The following is a 17,625-nucleotide window of genomic DNA, read 5'->3' on the forward strand; positions in this document are numbered from 1 at the left end:
TTACTTGCTACTTTTTATTAAGTCTGAATAAAGAGTCAATATTTGATATTTTATAGTTCTTAGCTTTTCAATACATAGGATTAAGGTTGTAGGGCGATAGAAGCATACCAATTGTTGTAAAGATTCAGATGTATTACTCATTGAACGTTTGTACCTAGCATCTCCAGCTAAGAAACTATAACATTTAGCTCCATGAGTAATGGCTTCGTTAATTAGTAAGGTATGAATTACCAGTCCTATTTTGACTTTATTATCTTGGCTTTTTTTGATAGCGGACAAATAAAAGTACCATTTTTCGTTGTTTTTAATGATGTAAACATATGCGTTTGGTTTATTATCTAAATTCAAACTATAGAGCCTACAATGTTTTCCTTCTGTGTCAGCATGTAAGACATTACAGTGAAATTTTTTGAATATTGGGTTGTTAAAGCCACTGCCAAATGGAGTACTTTCCCATTTTTCAATATGAATTTTTGCGATCTCTGTTAAAAATAAGTTCTTTTCATGTGTTGTCCTAGCTTGTTTTAGTTCGATAGAGCCTCGCTGTGACAATAATTTGAGAGATCTGTTTATTTGTGAACGTGTATTTTTTGACAAATCCTTAAGATAGTCTTCCGAACTTTGTTTATTTATTAAGTTAACAACAAAATCTGGGGAGCATATATCTATCCGTTTAAAGTTGAATACTTCACTAAACTTACTGACAGTATTTTCAGTTGCCATACCTAAATAAAGCTCATCCCATAGAGTTTTATTATTTTTTAAATATATAAGCATAGCTTTTCGAATGAAATGTGTATTTTTACCAGCTAACAAAAAGTCATTGTGCTCAATCCAGACTTGGTCGTAATCCACTTCTCCAAACCTGTGTAACCAAAGTTGTTTGAGTTTTGTACCAAAAATAGTTCTTTTTTGTCTTTCACAAAATAGGGCTAGTCCTACAACTTGACCAGCCTCCCTAGCTTCCATTAAGTGAGGAATGACGGGTAAGGATTTTAACCAAGAGTTGATCCAGTAAATATTGTGGAAAGGTGATGCAGAAGAGATATCAAATAATGTTGACCACTTTTCTTGAATTTCTTCAAGGTTATCTGGTTGATAATATTTTATTTTAATATCTGAAAGCACAACCGAACTCAAATGCTGCGTGGTTTATTTTAATTGGCAAGTTGAGCTTGCTACTTGAAATAGAAGTAAACACTTTTTAGATTTTGCTTTGCTTGCGTAGAGCATCCATTTGGAGTTTTTGCTCGTCATTCTTAGGCGAAATATTTTCTAGTATCGCTAAGGCAGCCTCTTTATCTCCTATTTTAGTGAGTAGTTGCGAATAATGAATAGCAACACCTGAGTGCGTGTTATCGATTTTATATGCTTTTTCTAATAGACTTAAAGCACTTTCAGTATCATCTAGCGCTATTTTAACCGCAGCAACAGTATCTAAAATATCTGGCATGTTGGAAGCAATAGCTAGCGCCTTTTCAGCATACTCTTCTGCTTTGAATAGTTGATTTTTTTGTAATGCATGCCAAGCTAAGTTGTTTAAAGCTATAACATTTTCTGGGGCGTATTCGAGGATTTTAGCATACTGTTCGTACGCACGCTCATCATTGGCTTCTATCATAATATTAGCTAATTGGGTTCTAGCAATTACATCATTTTGGGATGACGCTAAGTGAACTTGCAAGAACTCAATTGCTTCTGCTCTTCCATCTATAGTTCTAATTTGCTCTGACAACCAAATTGCTGTTCTAGATTTAGGTAATATTTGATAACTTTTAAAAAGTAGTTCTTTCGCATCATTGTTAGCTTTTTTTGCGGCTGCAATGCGGCCCTGAGCATAGAGTCCTGTTGCAGTTTGAAGTAGGTTGTGGTTCGTGACTTTTTGTATCGAGCGCTCAGCTAATAATATATTGTTAACTTTTAATTGCAATAAAGCTTCAGCAATATACATTTGGTTATTCTGATTTTTACTATTCCACAAGCTTAACGCTTCTATTGCTTGAGTAGTTTTTCCTGACTTTTCTAAAGTAATGGCTTTAAAATATATGGCTGAAACACTATTTGGAAAGCTTTTTAACCAAGAGTCTAGTGTTTTTATAGTTGACTCAAAGTCAAGAAGGTTCATTTCTGCAAGGGCTAAAGTACGCCAATAAAACTCTGGAAGTTGATCTGGTTTTACATTTGTTTGCAATAGATCTGCGGCCTGTTTATACATGCGCTCTGAGTTATAGATTCTTGCTAGGGCAATTTTGAACTCTTTTGTTGAGTAAGTTTCAAATTGCTTTTTAAAGTAGCTTACGAATTCAGTTCCTTTGCCTTGCTCTTTATTGATTAAATATAAATGTAGGTATGGCCTTACATCATTTGGTTGTATTTCAATAAACTCTTCCATTAAGTTGGCTGCTAGCTCATATTTACCTTCAGATATCAGCTTACCTTTTAAAAAAAGATAAGCTCGAAAATTATTTTTGTTAAGTATCAACGACTCCCTGTATGCTTTCTCAGCAAGCTCCAATCTACCTTGTTTATAATAGATATAAGCTTCTAAGTTTTTAGCTTCAACATTTTGAGGCTCCTGAGCTTGCCAATCTAAAGCTAAAGTAATTGCCTTAGTGAACTCATTAATTTGTATATAAGCTGTTGCTAGCATGAGTTTTGCTTGAAGTTGATTTGAGTTTTTTTCTAATGACTCTTTTAAGTCATCAATTCCTGAAAAGTCATTAACAGATAATTTTAATTGTCCTAAACGGGTAAGCATTTCAAAGGAGCCATCTAGTGTTGATTCTGTTTTTGTTATCAAGTCCTTAGCTTTATCGAGTCGACCACTTTTCATTAATCCATAACTTATTGAAGTATAAAGTTCGAAATCTTCTTGAGTTGATGTGCTAACTTGCTCCAAGGTTGTAGCCGCCTCTTCAAAATTTCCAACTTTTAACTGAGCTATCGAAAAAAGTTTATGAATTGGGTGGTTGATTGGTGCTTTTTTTACTAATGACTCTAGATAACTATACGCTTGCTCATAGTTCTCTAATTGCATAGCACTAACTCCAGCAATAAATTTGGTAGTGTCTTGTTTATCACCCAATTGCAAAGCCTTCTCAGAATGTTCTTTTGCAAGTAAGAAGTGTTTTCTTTCAAATTCAACAACAGCCTTTAACTGGTTGATTAGGGGTTGATTAGGAAATAGAGTTAGCAACTTTTCTAATTCAATATCTGCCTCTTCATAGTTTTCAGCTCGAACTAAAGCTTGTGCAAAATAGATTCTGGACCAGTGAGCATTTGGGTAATAATGTAGGTAAATATCTAAGGTAGAAGCTGAATCGGTAAATTTTTGTTGTAAATAATGTATACGGCTTTTTAAAACCAAAGCTTCTGCGAAATCTGGTTCGGATAAGAGTACATTGTTTAGTAGGTTTATACTGCTATTGAAATCTTGGTCAAGAAAGGCAATGTATGCTTTGGCAAGGCTTTGAAATTTATTATATTTTGTATCGGCTTCTATTGCTGATGTAAACCATACCCTAGCTCTGATTATGTTATTTAGTTCTAAATAGGAAATACCTTTATAGGCATTGCTAGCTATTTTAAGGCTATCATTAGTTGTGGTCAGCGATTCTAAATAATTTAAAGTGTCTTCTACTTTATGTTGCATCACTAGAGATTTTAAGTATTTTAAGACTGTTTTGTCATCTTGAAAGCCGAGTTCTAAAGCTCGTCGAAGCTCTTTTTCAGATAAGGTAGCTAAACCTTGATTAAGGTACAGTGTACCTAATTGAGCCCGTAAATTTTTATCTTGAGGATATTTTTTTATGGCGGATTTTAATGTTACCTCCGCATCATTAAGTTTTTCCTCCAAAATATAAATATTTGCTTGTTGTATAAGTTCAACAGAACTTTTTTGTTCGCAGCTCGAAAGTATTAATAAAATAAATGCAATTTTAACAGCGCTTTTTATCATCCCGCTTTCCTTTAGTAGGCGTTCACTTTAGATGTATACCACAACATTACCAATATTAAGAGTGTATCGATTCATTAACATAATGACTACCAAAATAAGATTGTTACGCACAACAGTATAAAAAATAGTAAAAATCACTTGTTTTGCCTTAGCTTGCAGAGCATATAGAATCTGCGCTTATATCAGATGTGAATTTTTGGACCTGAATTTTGCATCTAATTTTATTAAGATATATAAGCTTAAGGCCTTCACACTAGTTTTGATTATCTGGAGTCAAGTAGGGCTTAAAAGGCTAATATGTGGTTAGGGTGTGGTCTAGCTGCTTTATTACACTCATTTCAATAATAAATACAAGCTGTTTTTGACGTGTCGAAGGAAAGGGAAAAGTATAGTAATTAGAAAGAAAAAAGGCTCGAAAGAGCCTTTTTTAGTAACCAATATGGGCTATTTTTTTCTTCTAGCTAATCCACCAAGACCTATTAAACCCAATCCCAGTAAAGCAATTGATGCAGGGGCTGATACTTCAACAGGAACTAGCTCTGAATCAATTCTAAACTCAGCAACTAATTGATTCGACATTTCTTCAGTTGTTAAGAAGCCAATGCAGCCTTCATCTAGACCAATTGTTACACAAGCGGTATCTGTAATTAATTGAAGACCCGACAACACAGTGGTTATTGTATACTCATACTCATCTAGGATGAAGCTTCCCGAAAATTCTACATTGCCACCAACGATGTCAAAGTCTGTGCTACCAGAAGTAATTGCAAAAATATCTGCACATCCATTTAGGTTTACACCTGTGCCGTTTAAAGTTCCATCTGGGCAGATTAACGTATCATCTAAAACCGCTTCATCAACAGTGAAGCCCCCACTTAGGTCATAATCCACACCGTTAACAGTCTCTAAAAAACTAATTTCAAATCCTAAAGTAGGTGCATCGATTACTAAGGCAGGCCCAACATAAGGAATACCATCCAATTCAGTAGCAGTAAGTTGCAATGCGTCTAAAAAGCTAGCACCAATTAACAAACCATCACCTGTTCCTACAACCCAGTTGTTATGGAATAAATCAGTACCTTGCTCTAGCCCTCCGTTTGTATCAACGGTACCTAAAACGGGACTTGCAGATTGAAAAGAACTTTGGATACCATCAACGCCACCGTTTATGACAACGTCTCCACTTGTAAGGCCTTCACCCCAAGTCAGGTCAGTTGACGCTGGAACACCAAGTAAACCATTCGGTGTCGCATCACCTGATGCTGTAACGCTTCCGCCAAGTGTTTGAGTGAAGTCAGTAAAGCCTGCTTCGTTTATATAATTCCAAGACGTAATTTGTGCTGCATTAGCAGTACCTACTACAGCTAACGTCATTGCTGCGAATACCGTATTTAACTTTTTCATTGTTAGTTCCTCATTTTAGCTAGTTAGCTGAAGTAAATATCAATGTCGATAAAGCATGTAGTGTGCCATAAAAATATAATCCTTTTAAAACAATGAAATACGGTTTTTTATGGCTATTTAATTTAGTGCTCTGTAAAAAAAACGGACATAAACATATTTAGTTTTTGATAAGGTTTGTGGCTAGTTTTATTTTTAATCTTTGTAATAATCCATTATTACCGAAGGGCAGGTAAGTCTTCTTCAGTTTGTTTTTATAGGCATCAAAGTGAAGCCCTTTTGGTGCGTATAAAACCTCTCCCCGTTTTAACAATATTTTTAAGGCATAAGTACCTGCGACGCCTGCGCACATTTTTACAGCCATTGGCATCGAAGGTCCTATTTCTTTTTGAAAATTCGCACTTTCGGGAATGACTAGATAATCTCTTTGTAGTAACGAAGGTGATAGGCCCACTAAAAAACGTATAAGTTGTTCATTTCTGCTGTGCTGCTCAAATCTGAAGTATTCTTCAAAGGACATTTTTCCAGGCATAAAGCATAGAAAAGCAACCCCCATCCCTATTGGAGCTGCAGTTAAATATGGAATCTTATATTCTTCACATTTTTTGAATACTAGTTTTCTAGCATCTAAAGCAAAGAAATCTAAACTATCGATATATAAATCTACATCAAATAGAAAATCATCCACATTATATTTGTTGATCCCTTCATTAAATGATTTAATTTTAGAGTCGGGGTTTATATCTTTAGCAATGCTCTCCATTACCGCAGATTTGGGTTGATTAACTGTAGATAGAAATGCACCAGCTTGGCGGTTAAAGTTATGAACTTCAAACTTGTCAAAATCTGAAATGTTAAAATTTTCAATACCCAGTCGGGCCATTGTGATTAGATGCTCTCCACCTACTCCTCCAGCCCCTGCTATTGCAATCCGTTTTGAACGTAATATTTGCTGTTCATCTGGTGTTATCCATCCAATGTTTCGAGAGAATGCACGGGTATAGTCAAACATCTTTTTAGTTCCTTGAGGGCTACTAGCAGTTCAAGTTTATAGTCGAGCTGCCATTACCTACCATTACTTAGTGTTAAATTGGTTACTGACTTCTTGTTCAATTACACTAAGTATACTTTTGAAGCCTGGAGTCAGGCCAGAAAGCAGTAATTCTCGATTGATATAGTAAGGTGCTCTTTTACCATGATACTCGACCACGGGCCCAACTTTTGTAAAAACTATACCAACAAACTTTAAACTTCTAGCAAGTCTTGGCTCCATCATTACGAAGCAATGTTTTATTCCTATGTTTAAACAAACTGAAGCAGCACAAAGATATAAGCCTATCGCTATAAGTGGAAAGCACCTAAGTTCTTTTTCGGAATAATTGTATTCATTAATTGAACCAGTGGCTGAGCCATTAAATTTATCCGTCGCTCTCTTTCTAAACTTTTTTGGGATCGCGAGTCGAGATATTTCACACACTTCCTCTCTTGGGAAGTCTGAAGGGTGGACACTTTTTTCGTGAATTACACCGAGGCAGAACTTCTCGATGGGGAGCATTTGTTTTGGATTTTGACTGGTTACAACTCTGACTGTTCCCGCAAAGTCCCCAGTTGGTTTATGCTTTATTAAGCAGTGAACTGCTCTTGTGTCAAATTCATCGAACTCTTCATTTGTGGGTTGAAGCTTTTCAAACTTTAGTTCTTCACAATAGACTTTGTGTCTTATTTTAAATGATTCAGATTTGTAGTTTTGGTTAGTCGCAACGGTTGCTGAAAGGTATTCGGTAAAATGTTTGGATATTTGATTCGCTTGCCTGTTTATCGCAATGTTTATGAATATTTTAACAAGCGGGCCAATTATTGGCTTCTCAGTGTATTTTCTTAATTTTTTCACTAGTTTTTGAATTCCTACCTAGGCTCTAGCCCAATCATCTGTTAACAGTGAAATTTGTATTAAGCCAAAGATAAATGTTAACTCAGTTCTAGATATTTATCATAAAACTTTTATCAGGCACCCGTTTAGCGCAGGTAACGTTGGTATATCAATCCTAGGTATTCATGTAAAGCTCTTTCACTTCGGTATAAGCTAGATGCATTGGGTAAGCCTAATAAAGGCTCGACGTTTTTGCGACTCAGATGCTCAACAGGTATGGGTAATACTTTAATATTATAGTCCTCGAAGTAAGATATGGCGCGGGTTAGGTGGCTTGCAGAGGTAACTAAAGATATATACTTACCATCAACCATTTCGGCTAGGGCTGCTACTTCAGTTTCAGTGTCATTTCCTTTAGAGTTGACGAAAATGTCATGAGAGTTTACACCCATAGTCATTAAGAATTCGCGATTATGTGCAGCTTGTGAATAGGCGTCTTTTGAACCTAAAATGCCACCGGCTAGGTAAATAGGTTTGTTTGTAGATTGGTACATTTGTGCTGCATAAAGATTTCTTTGCATAGAGCAATTTGGCCATCTAGAAATAAATGGTAAGTCATTATCTTCCACGTAGTTACAGGCTAAAACAACGATTGCATCGGTTTGTAGCCAAGTTTCAGACTCAACTTTTATTGTAGGGTAGGGATCTTCTAACTGCTTTATTAATAGAACACTTGGGTAAGTCATTGAGCAAAGTAATAACCAACCCAAAGGCAAAAATGAGAAGAAAGACAACAATTTACTGCTAGAGATTAAATAGGCAAGCCTAAGTAATACAAACATCAGTGCTGAATGAACCAGCGGAGAACTAAGTGCCGTTGCTATACCTGCTAACATGATATTTGCAATTTGTTTGATTTACTGTATTTCATAAAATGTTTTAGATCAGCTTACAAACTCTCCGATCTTTTTATCAACGTTACTTTTAGATGGGTAACTTATATCATAAATTATCCTTGATACATCCACATAATTATTAGCTACATCACCAGTTCGTTGAGGTGATGTACTTTTAAAAGCAATTTTGTTTAAAGCGTATTCTATAGTTTCAATAATAGCTTTTAGGTTACGTGCATCAACTTCATAGGTTTTCCGGGGTGCTGTACTGAGCTTGATGATATATTTTTTGTTAGTTGGTTTAGGCGCCCTTCATCGAAAGTAACGCCACAATTATCATTCATGTTAACTATTGCTACAATAGTATCACCGAGGCTTAGCAGAGATTTAATAACCTGAAATTTAATAAATCCAGCGCCCCGTAGCGAGAACTCTCATAAAAACACCTTCAAAACTTGTTTCAATGCTAGAACTACTTATAAAAATATAAATGGAATGAGAAGCCAATATTTGTGATTATAACGAGATGCTTGCGACTAACTGTATTGATCATGATGGTAAATAAAATAATTTTATTTAGTTTTAAAATTTTCCTTTCTGGATGGTTATTATCGAATCTGGCTTTTAGTTCTGGATTAAGTGATCTTGTGTCCGAAATTAAGCCATCAATTGTCGGTGTTGGTTTGTATGATCCCTTAGGTGTCCAAACCCATCAATTAATGGGGAGTGGCTTTGTGTTTGGGGATGGTTCTTTAGTTGCTACTAACCATCATGTTGTTTCTTTGGATTTAGATCCTGCAAAAGTGCAACACCTTATTATATTCTCTGGTGTAGGCCGAAGCCCAAAAATCCAAAAGGTTCAAGTGATAGCCATAGACCCTTCACACGATTTAGCAATTCTCAAATTAGAGAAAGCCTTACCTCCTATTACATTGGCTGATGATGAATACGCGCCAGATGGGACAGAAATTTTACTGACGGGATTCCCTATTGGGGCTGTTTTAGGCTTATTCCCAGCCACTCATAGAGGAATAATTGCGGCTACTTCACCTGATGTGATTCCAAGTGCCAATTCTAGGGGGTTATCTACTAAAATCCTTAGAAGGTTGGATGAGCAGTTTTTAATATATCAACTTGATATAACTGCTTATCCTGGCAACAGTGGTAGTCCAGTTTATGACTCAGAAACTGGGGATGTAATAGGCGTGTTAAATAAAGTATTTGTTAAAGAGTCAAAAGAGTCTGCACTAGAAAAACCTTCTGGCATTAGTTATGCCATACCAATAAAATATTTAAAAGCACTCGCTAAGAGTAAAGGTATTATGCTTTAGAAATGTGTGCTTCTGTGCAGTATAAAGGTCTATACATTATTATGAATGTAGCAGTTATGTAAAAGTGAATTTTAGGTAAACTATTAATGCAAAGTGAAATTTCACAAAAGTAAATATGATAAGCGGCATTGAAATTGTTTAAATATACATGAACATTGTCAAAGTATTTTACATTTTTCAATTGGAATAAGAAGATTTACCTATTAAATCAACTGCTTATTTTTATGGAATAGTTATTGCTAAGTTGTTAGTTACTATATTTAAAATTTGATAATGAATCACAACACATCGAGAGGAATACACCCTTGAATTCACAAATTGAAACAAAAAATCAACGTAGAAGCTTTATTAAAAAGTCAGCTGCTGGTGTTGTGGTTACGTCTTTACCAGCAAAATCTGTTTGGGGAGCGTGTAATGCGTCTGGAATTTCAGGGGGATCCGGTTCTACCGCTACATGTGAGTTACCTATTTTGTCGAATGGTCGTTCCCCTGGTTCTTGGAGTAAGTTTCTTTCTAATAACCCAACTAAGGTTGGACGTAATAAAATTAAGACAATGTTCAGTACTTATCAGCGTGGAAGCAATTCTGCTTTAGACAATGTTTATTGCCAGCTACACAGTTATATTATGAACACTACCATAACCTTATCTAATGGTGGGGCGATTCCCGCTGCCACATTAAATCTTGGGGCGGCGTTAGGAAGCCCCGGAGGTATTTGGAATTTGGCAGCATTTTATCTAAATGCAAAACTCGGATTTTATACAATACCAATGCAATTCTCTGATGCTGATGAGTTGATTGAACATGTTTGGAGTGTTCTTTATATTTCAAATAATGGTTATACGCCGACAAATTTTGACAGCTTAAATTCATCATTTACTGACGGGGTTAGTAGCATATCTTTATCTAATTTGGCCACTGCTTGTAGTTAACTGCTTATGTTGTGTAAGTATGGGTTATCAGGTAATCATATTCTTTATATACCTTCGGACATGACAGGGATAGTTGTTTTTAGTTGTATCGATTACTCTACATTTTTTTTACAGGTGGACATGACAAAATTTGCCGGTTTAATTACCTTAGAGGGATCGTTAAATTGTGACTTTATTTCAGAAACACATATTCTCAGTTCGGAATTTGAGATTTTGAAGCGTCAGTTACTTGATAATCAAATCATTATGGAAATAACTTGAACCCTGTCGTTGATGTAGGACAGTATCGGTTTTGTTTTGAAAACTGCCCTCCAAAAATCGTTAAGTATTTTGAACAAATGTATGACGAAAGTCTTTCTTTTGAGAAGAGAGACGATATAGATTATTTCCTTAGCGTTAATTATACCTCTGTTTTAAGGCGTTTTGTAAAGCCACAAGTTTGTTTGTATATTGATAACCAGCGGCCTTTCAATCCCGTTCACCCTGATTTGTTAATGCCATCTGTTGAATGGGGAATGAATTGGTGTATAGCGTCTTTAGACTATTCAAAGCTTTTGATTCACTCTTCTGTTTTAGTCAAAAATGGCAAAGCAATTATTTTTCCAGCAACCCCTGGCTCAGGTAAAAGTACACTCTCGGCGTATTTTGCATTACATGGTTGGCATTTGTATTCAGATGAAATGGCTATCATTAATTTAAATTCTAATACTGTCAAACCCATGCATAGGCCTGCTTCAATGAAAAATAAGTCAATAGAAGTAATTAAACGCTATTGTGATGAAGCTAGCTTGTCTGAAACCACATTTAATACTCACAAGGGAGATATTGCTCACGTTAAACTGAAAACAAGACAACAGTTTGATTTGTTGGAAGACGCTAAAATTGTCGCTGTTGTCTTTCCAAAGTTTAAAGTTGGTAGTGAGTTATTAATTCAGGAAATTACTAAAGTTGAAGGATTTGCCAAACTTGTTCATCACTCATTCAATTATAGTGTCTTGGGTGAAACGGGTTTTTCCACTTTGAAAGCAGTGGTAGAAAATTGTACATTCTTTACATCTCATTTTTCTTCATATGATGGTATGGGTATGTTTCTACAAGAACTAGTCGATTGATGTCTTCTGAAATTACAATTTATTCAGTCTACGAAGTATTTACCCGGCCCAGCTTAGTTAAATATTTCAACAACACTCAATGGCAAAGTTTTATTAGAGTAGTCAGAGGAGCAGATCTACTAGCATCGTTTTATTATTTGTTGGAACGTTCAAATCTAATTCAATATGTTCCTAACTTTTGGTTGAAACACTTAACATCAGCGAAAACGTATGCAGATAGACAAGCTCATCAAGTAGTAAACGAATGTAAATTATTAGAGTCAGTGTTATCTCAGATTCAAGTAAAGCCAATCTTTTTGAAAGGTGCAGCATATGTATTGCGACAGGATACCAATCATTATGGCAGAGTCATGTCAGATATTGATATTTTGGTCAATAAATCTGAACTTCAAATGGTTGAAGAGTGCTTAAAACGTAATGACTGGGTTGAGAAAGAGCTAGATATTTACGACCAACAATACTATCGTAAATGGGCACATGAATTGCCTCCTTTTATTCATAAATTCAAGGGGACGACCTTAGATATTCATTTTACGTTAATTCCGCCTATTACGGGAATTGTACTTGAAGAAAAGGCGTTGTTTGAAAACGCTCAACTGACTTCAAGTAATCTCTATGTTCTTCATCATAACTTGCTCGTTTTACACTGCATGATTCACTTATTTTATAATGAAGATTTTTCAAAAAGTTTTAGAGATATATTAGATATACATGTATTGGTTGAAGAACTAGATACTCAAAGTGGGCTGGAAGAACTTAGTTGCCTTGCTAAAACAATGGGGTTTTATAGAGAGTTCTTTTACGCGTTAAGTGTAAAGGATAAAATTTTTAACACAAATAAAGTATCTATGTATAACTTTAAGCCACCGTCATTTACCTATTCTAACCGCTATTTTGTTAATAATATTTTATATCGAGGGATGATGCCTTCCCATGAGTTAATTTTTAACCGATGGAATAGCTTTGCTCAATTTATTTTATTCATTCGTGGGCATATATTAAAAATGCCCTTAAAAGTTTTGATACCTCACTTATTTACAAAAGCGAAGCGTCGTTTAATTACTTCAATAATGGGCGCACATCATTATGAAAAATAAAGTGGTTAAATCGTTGAGGCTATTGAGTTAGTTCTGCTCCAACATTTACTATTAGCCTTCTAAGCCATATATGGCCTGCGTCATGATGTAGCAATGGGCTCCATGCTATTTTAAGTGCTATTGGAGGAATATCAAATGGTGGAGGTAAGATTTTTACTTCCGAATCATCGAGGTACAAACTAGCTGCTTTACTAGGCAATGTTGCAATTATATTTTGTGCTTTAGCTAACTGCAACGCAACATGATAATGCCTAGTGAATACTCTTATATTTCTTTTTTTACCTATCTTGGTTAATTCAGCGTCTACCCAACCTAACTTTTGTACTTCTTTCGGATCTATTCCTACGCCTACACCAAATCCTGTTTTGCTTACCCAAATATGTTTCGCTCCTAGATAGTTTTCTAAACTAAAATCTTCAATTAATGGGTTTCTTCTATTAGTCACACAAGAGAAAGTGTCATACCAGACGACTTTTTGGTGGAAGGATAAAGGTAGTTCTTCAAAACGATTAATTGCCATATCTACTTTGCCATGTTCGACATCATGAAAGGTAACATCACTTGGGGTAATTAAATCTAAACTTACGTTTGGAGCTTCTGTAGTTAGCCTTCTAATAACTTCCATCAGTAAAGTTGATTCGGCATAGTCACTTGCCATTATCCTGAAGGTCCTACTAGTGTTCAGAGGGCTAAACTCTATTTCCGGTTTAATAGTCGTTTCTAATTTAGAAAGTACATCCCGAATGATAGGTTGAAGTTCTATTGCGCGTTTTGTTGGCGTCATGCCTCTGCTCGTTCTTACAAGTAAAGGGTCTTTAAATAAATCCCTAAGCCTTCGAAGACCATTGCTCATAGCTGGTTGAGTAATGCTTAGTTGGTTTGCTGCTTTAGTTACGCTACCTTCTCTTAGTAGTACATCTAGATAAACTAGTAGGTTTAAATCTACTTTTGATATATTCATTGTTTTTATCTCGAGGATTAAATTCATTTATTATTTAAATTTTACTCAAATTGAAATCTATTTTCATGGATTAAATGAAAATATAGATAAAATGTTAAAGATGTACTGGCTATAATGTTTTGATGAGGAGCTGTAACTTTCTGACTTGGTGAGCACATTTTTTTGCATCTGACACTTGGTTTTCAATTTGAATACAGCATGTGCCAGCTTCTATCATTTTCTTGGCTAAAAGGTGAGTGGCCTCTTCTTTCGTAAAACCTGCATCAATATCGGCAATGATTGGAAATATATGGGGTTATAATAGTAGCCTAGACTTCTCATGCGTCTAACCCTACCTCTATGGCTTTGTGTAAGTGTAAAAAAAATGCCTCCTAACTCACGAAAACAAGGTATAAAGCTTTCCAATTATTAAGGAGAACAGTTGTTTTTTCATCCATTGATTAGTCGTGTAATGGTCCTAATTCAAACCTTCTTCATGACCTTGCATGTCTTTGCGCAAGAGACTGGCGTTATACTTGGCAGTATCAAGACCGGTTTGTAATCGGTTTTGGGCTTTCATACAAGTAACGTATTCAGATGATACTGCATTCCATATGGCATTTAGGGCTGACATTTAAGTATTGAATTTAGTTATATTTTGTTGATATATGAAACATGTGTCTGTTCCTTAGTTGATGATATTTTGCAACAAACTAGAATGATTTAAAGGAATTGCTCTAAACTTGTTACTAAGAACATCCTATATAGGCTTCATTAATAAATAAAGTCTATATAAAGGGGGCTTATTATTCATTGTATGAATTTTTTTGGTCCGTCATCAACGTTCTAAACGTGTTTAAGTAAAGTTTAAGGCTTTTTTTAGTTAGAGGTCTTGGTTATAGTTTGTTTTATAAAGTTAATTAGAGAGTACCTATGTCAGAGCTAATGTCATCAATTGACCAGCGCACACAATTAGTGGGTGAGAACAGGTTAGAGTTACTCATGTTTAAATTAGGTACCAGGCATACGTTTGCATTAAACGTATTTAAAGTTAGAGAGGTGATTACAATCCCTCCAATGAATCAAATACCTGGTGCGCATAAAAATTTGAAAGGAATCACAAATTATAGAGGAGCGTCTATTCCTGTCATAGATTTGCGCGCAGCTATTGGGATCAATCTAAACGAAGATAAATATGACCCAGAAAACGTGATAATAACTGAATATAATAGAAGCGTTCAAGGATTTTTGATTGGCAAGATAATGCATATTATCAATACTTCTTGGAGTACCATTCAACCCCCTCCTTCCAGTTCCGGTAAAAATAATTATCTAACTGCTATTACTCATGTTGATATAGATAAAGATACTGAATTAGTTGAAATTATTGATGTGGAGAAAGTACTTGCGGAAATTGTAGAATATGACACGTCTATCTCTGAGGATGTACTCGATACAAACGTTTCAGAACACCTTAAAGGTAAAAAAATATTAGTTGTGGACGACTCTGCTACTGCTCGATGGCAAATCAGAGAAACACTTGGTCAACTTGGCCTTGAAATTATTGAAGAAAAGGATGGGTTAAAGGCTTTAAATCGGCTCAAACATTGGGCTGATGATGGTAAAACAGTGACTGATGAAATTTTAATGATGTTTACGGATGCTGAAATGCCCGAAATGGATGGCTATCGATTAACCTCAGAAGTGCGCAAAGATCCTCGAATGAGTGATCTGTTTATTGCGTTAAATACATCTTTGAGTGGCAGTTTTAATGAAGCTATGGTCAAAAAAGTGGGTTGCAATCGATTCATTTCTAAGTTTCAACCTGATTTGTTAGTTGATGTAGTACAACAAAGAATGAGAGAGGCGCTAAATCTTTGACTACAACCACTAAGTTAATGGTTTGTCACTATAGTTTCATATAATTTTATCTAACTAATCTAGATGACTCACGTATAATCTTACGCTTTAATTTCATCGTTGGAGAGAAGATGATTCGAATATTGAGTGTTTTAGTTGCTGGCTTCTGTAGTTCTTTAGTGGCAACAGAAGCACCTAAAAATGTCATCATGGTAATTGGTGATGGAATGGGACCTGCTTATACAACTGCTTATCGTATGTATGCAGATGATCCTGTTACTGCTGAGGTCGAGGAAACTGTTTTTGATCGTTTGTTAGTTGGAATGGCAAGTACTCACCCTGATCTTAATACAGGGTATGTGACTGATTCTGCTGCAAGCGCTACAGCCTTGTCATCTGGTGTAAAAACATACAATGGAGCAATTGGAGTAGATGTAGATAAAAAGTCAGTTCAAACCGTTCTAGAGTTAGCCAAAAAACAGGGACGTAAAACAGGTGTGGCGGTTACTTCGCAAATAAACCATGCAACGCCAGCGGGGTTTAGTTCTCATAATGAAAGCCGCCAAAATTACGATGCTATAGCTGACAGTTATTTTGATGATAAAATTGACGACCACTTTGTTCTAGACGTTATGTTAGGTGGCGGGTGGAAGTATTTTATTCGTGAAGATCGTAACCTTGTAGAGCAGTTTCAAAAAGCAGGCTATCAATATGTAGATAACTATGAACAACTCAGTATTGTAAAACCAAATGTTCCGTTACTAGGTCTTTTTGCTGATGTTGGTTTGCCTTGGGCCTTAGATAGTGAAGGAAAACAGCGCTTACCTGCTTTAGCTAAAGCAGCGATTAAACAATTAGAGAATGAAAAAGGTTTCTTTTTATTAGTAGAGGGTAGCCAAGTAGATTGGGCTGGGCATGCAAATGACGTAGCGGCCGCTATGGCAGAAATGCATGATTTAGCCTTAACGTTAGAATGGCTAGAGGATTACGTCCAAAGCCATGATAATACTCTTATGGTGATTACAGCAGACCACAGTACCGGAGGACTCACTATTGGTGCTAATCGTATATACAATTGGGAGCCTTCAGTTCTTAAAGATTTAAAAGCTTCTCCCGAAGAAATAGCCAAAATGTTAGTGAGTGCGAAGGATAGAGCTAGATTAGCTTCTAGTTTTTTGGGTTTCGAGCTTACTAGTGAGGAGGAAAAACAACTCGCCAATCTAGAGTCAGATAATGCTAGGGTATTCCACCAAGCAATTACTAGAATACTTGATAATCATTCTATAACTGGCTGGACTACAGGGGGGCATACGGGAGTAGATGTTCCGGTAATGGCAATTGGTACTGGAAGTGAACGGTTCAGAGGGTATTTGGATAACACCCAAATTGCTGAAAATATTTTCGATCTATTAAAAGCGAAATGATGAGCATTAAAACATAGTTATCGTATTTTTATAAAAGAAGAATATGTAAGCCAGCACTAAGCTGGCTTTTTTCTATCTTAATTATTATTGCTCAACCAAAAAATGCTCTAAGTCTTCACCGGTTAGTTTTTTAATTTGAGCAAATATATACCACAAGGCGGCGATTAACATGATCATGCTGGGTATGACGATCACAGGATAACTTAAAGCCGTCATTCTCCCTAGCTCTTCGGTATATGCAGTTGTTCCGGGTGGGCTGACTAAAATTACTTTGGCCAATATATAGTTTAAAGCTGATGATAAGAAGAAAGAACCTGCTACGATAAAAGAGCTAGTGGCCATTTTTTTCTCGAAGGCTGCTGTCGTCCCGGTTCTCTCTAGAGATTCGGAAAGATTCTTCCAGTTTACAATTTGTTCATTTAGAACAAATACTTTTAATAAAGGTTTACTCGTTTTCTGAGTGATTAATACTGCAAGTCCAATAAGGGCTGGTATGCTAGCTTCTTTAATTGCGATATATTCTGCAGGTAACTCTAATAGGCTGATACCGCCAGTTAGAAAGACACTTACGATCCCTAGAATAGAAAAAGGGTTTATTTTCCCTGATTGTTTTAGATCCCAAACCCCAAAAGCAATTGGAAATACAAGTGCTACGACAATACTCCAAGCAGGCCCTAAGTACTCGTCTCCACTAAGTTTAGTTAAAATAAGAACAGGAAAAACGATATTGAAGGCTAAGTTCCCTAGCATTCCTGACTGTTTTTGGGGTTTTGATTCGGTCATAAGTTACCTAAATGATTCAGA

General features: G+C 35.8%; 14 protein-coding genes and 1 pseudogene. 6 read left to right on the forward strand and 9 right to left on the reverse strand.

What is annotated here, in order from left to right; genetic code table 11:
• From ABJD71_RS07645 to ABJD71_RS07670, 6 genes are all read right to left on the reverse strand, one after another.
• The gene (locus ABJD71_RS07645; protein WP_348166968.1) at positions 1 to 1,128 is read right to left on the reverse strand and encodes a GNAT family N-acetyltransferase; all 1,128 of its coding nucleotides are present in this window, start codon (positions 1,126 to 1,128) and stop codon (positions 1 to 3) included.
• A 76-nt stretch (positions 1,129 to 1,204) separates the two neighbouring features.
• The gene (gene prsT / locus ABJD71_RS07650; protein ID WP_348166971.1) at positions 1,205 to 3,958 is read right to left on the reverse strand and encodes an XrtA/PEP-CTERM system TPR-repeat protein PrsT; all 2,754 of its coding nucleotides are present in this window, start codon (positions 3,956 to 3,958) and stop codon (positions 1,205 to 1,207) included.
• A 444-nt stretch (positions 3,959 to 4,402) separates the two neighbouring features.
• A complete protein-coding gene (locus tag ABJD71_RS07655) occupies positions 4,403 to 5,362 on the reverse strand; it encodes a THxN family PEP-CTERM protein (RefSeq protein WP_348166974.1) in 960 nt (319 codons plus the stop codon).
• 157 nt (positions 5,363 to 5,519) lie between these two features.
• Entirely contained in the window at positions 5,520 to 6,371 is an 852-nt protein-coding gene (locus ABJD71_RS07660; RefSeq protein WP_348166977.1) for a ThiF family adenylyltransferase, read from the reverse strand.
• 63 nt (positions 6,372 to 6,434) lie between these two features.
• The gene (locus ABJD71_RS07665) at positions 6,435 to 7,250 is read right to left on the reverse strand and encodes a PEP-CTERM/exosortase system-associated acyltransferase (protein ID WP_348166980.1); all 816 of its coding nucleotides are present in this window, start codon (positions 7,248 to 7,250) and stop codon (positions 6,435 to 6,437) included.
• Between the two features lie 125 nt (positions 7,251 to 7,375).
• Positions 7,376 to 8,125 carry a YdcF family protein gene (locus ABJD71_RS07670; RefSeq protein ID WP_348166983.1) on the reverse strand — a complete coding sequence of 250 codons (750 nt, stop codon included), beginning with the start codon at positions 8,123 to 8,125 and terminating at the stop codon, positions 7,376 to 7,378.
• A 647-nt stretch (positions 8,126 to 8,772) separates the two neighbouring features.
• On the opposite strand from ABJD71_RS07670, the gene ABJD71_RS07675 reads away from it, so the two are divergent.
• The 4 genes from ABJD71_RS07675 (at position 8,773) to ABJD71_RS07690 (ending at position 12,597) form a co-directional block, all read left to right on the forward strand.
• Positions 8,773 to 9,456: a serine protease gene (locus tag ABJD71_RS07675; RefSeq protein ID WP_348166986.1), complete on the forward strand. Its 684-nt coding sequence runs from the start codon at positions 8,773 to 8,775 to the stop codon at positions 9,454 to 9,456.
• A 305-nt stretch (positions 9,457 to 9,761) separates the two neighbouring features.
• The gene (locus ABJD71_RS07680; RefSeq protein WP_348166989.1) at positions 9,762 to 10,388 is read left to right on the forward strand and encodes a hypothetical protein; all 627 of its coding nucleotides are present in this window, start codon (positions 9,762 to 9,764) and stop codon (positions 10,386 to 10,388) included.
• Positions 10,389 to 10,645: 257 nt separating this feature from the next.
• Positions 10,646 to 11,500 carry an HprK-related kinase A gene (locus tag ABJD71_RS07685; protein ID WP_348166992.1) on the forward strand — a complete coding sequence of 285 codons (855 nt, stop codon included), beginning with the start codon at positions 10,646 to 10,648 and terminating at the stop codon, positions 11,498 to 11,500.
• Complete coding sequence (locus tag ABJD71_RS07690) at positions 11,500 to 12,597, forward strand: nucleotidyltransferase family protein (RefSeq protein ID WP_348166995.1); 1,098 nt, start codon at positions 11,500 to 11,502, stop codon at positions 12,595 to 12,597. The genes ABJD71_RS07685 and ABJD71_RS07690 overlap by 1 nt, the downstream gene beginning before the upstream one ends.
• 19 nt (positions 12,598 to 12,616) lie before the next feature.
• On the opposite strand, the gene ABJD71_RS07695 is transcribed toward ABJD71_RS07690, so the two are convergent.
• Together ABJD71_RS07695 and ABJD71_RS07700 are read right to left on the reverse strand one after the other, a co-directional pair.
• Positions 12,617 to 13,558, reverse strand: a complete 942-nt coding sequence (locus tag ABJD71_RS07695) for a LysR family transcriptional regulator (RefSeq protein ID WP_348166998.1) — start codon at positions 13,556 to 13,558, stop codon at positions 12,617 to 12,619.
• A 107-nt stretch (positions 13,559 to 13,665) separates the two neighbouring features.
• Positions 13,666 to 13,850, reverse strand: a pseudogene (locus tag ABJD71_RS07700) (isocitrate lyase); the annotation flags it as partial.
• Positions 13,851 to 14,470: 620 nt separating this feature from the next.
• On the opposite strand from ABJD71_RS07700, the gene ABJD71_RS07705 reads away from it, so the two are divergent.
• Together ABJD71_RS07705 and ABJD71_RS07710 are read left to right on the forward strand one after the other, a co-directional pair.
• Positions 14,471 to 15,418, forward strand: coding sequence for a chemotaxis protein CheV (locus tag ABJD71_RS07705; protein WP_348167001.1), 948 nt, complete (start codon positions 14,471 to 14,473; stop codon positions 15,416 to 15,418).
• 110 nt (positions 15,419 to 15,528) lie between these two features.
• Positions 15,529 to 16,821, forward strand: a complete 1,293-nt coding sequence (locus tag ABJD71_RS07710) for an alkaline phosphatase (RefSeq protein WP_348167004.1) — start codon at positions 15,529 to 15,531, stop codon at positions 16,819 to 16,821.
• An 84-nt stretch (positions 16,822 to 16,905) separates the two neighbouring features.
• On the opposite strand, the gene ABJD71_RS07715 is transcribed toward ABJD71_RS07710, so the two are convergent.
• On the reverse strand, positions 16,906 to 17,604 hold the full coding sequence (locus ABJD71_RS07715; RefSeq protein ID WP_348167007.1) for a VC0807 family protein: 699 nt from the start codon (positions 17,602 to 17,604) through the stop codon (positions 16,906 to 16,908).
• Between the last annotated feature and the right edge of the window lie 21 nt (positions 17,605 to 17,625).

The organism is Paraglaciecola sp., assembly GCF_039943935.1.
In the GTDB taxonomy this organism is placed as follows: Bacteria; Pseudomonadota; Gammaproteobacteria; order Enterobacterales; family Alteromonadaceae; genus Paraglaciecola.

Bases quoted from the DNA above. Each gene is read 5' to 3' on its own strand.
- prsT (WP_348166971.1), bottom strand. From the start codon at position 3,958: ATGATAAAAAGCGCTGTTAAAATTGCATTTATTTTATTAATACTTTCG.
- ABJD71_RS07655 (WP_348166974.1), bottom strand. From the start codon at position 5,362: ATGAAAAAGTTAAATACGGTATTCGCAGCAATGACGTTAGCTGTAGTA.
- ABJD71_RS07660 (WP_348166977.1), bottom strand. From the start codon at position 6,371: ATGTTTGACTATACCCGTGCATTCTCTCGAAACATTGGATGGATAACA.
- ABJD71_RS07670 (WP_348166983.1), bottom strand. From the start codon at position 8,125: ATGTTAGCAGGTATAGCAACGGCACTTAGTTCTCCGCTGGTTCATTCA.
- ABJD71_RS07690 (WP_348166995.1), top strand. From the start codon at position 11,500: ATGTCTTCTGAAATTACAATTTATTCAGTCTACGAAGTATTTACCCGG.
- ABJD71_RS07695 (WP_348166998.1), bottom strand. From the start codon at position 13,558: ATGAATATATCAAAAGTAGATTTAAACCTACTAGTTTATCTAGATGTA.
- ABJD71_RS07705 (WP_348167001.1), top strand. From the start codon at position 14,471: ATGTCAGAGCTAATGTCATCAATTGACCAGCGCACACAATTAGTGGGT.
- ABJD71_RS07710 (WP_348167004.1), top strand. From the start codon at position 15,529: ATGATTCGAATATTGAGTGTTTTAGTTGCTGGCTTCTGTAGTTCTTTA.
- ABJD71_RS07715 (WP_348167007.1), bottom strand. From the start codon at position 17,604: ATGACCGAATCAAAACCCCAAAAACAGTCAGGAATGCTAGGGAACTTA.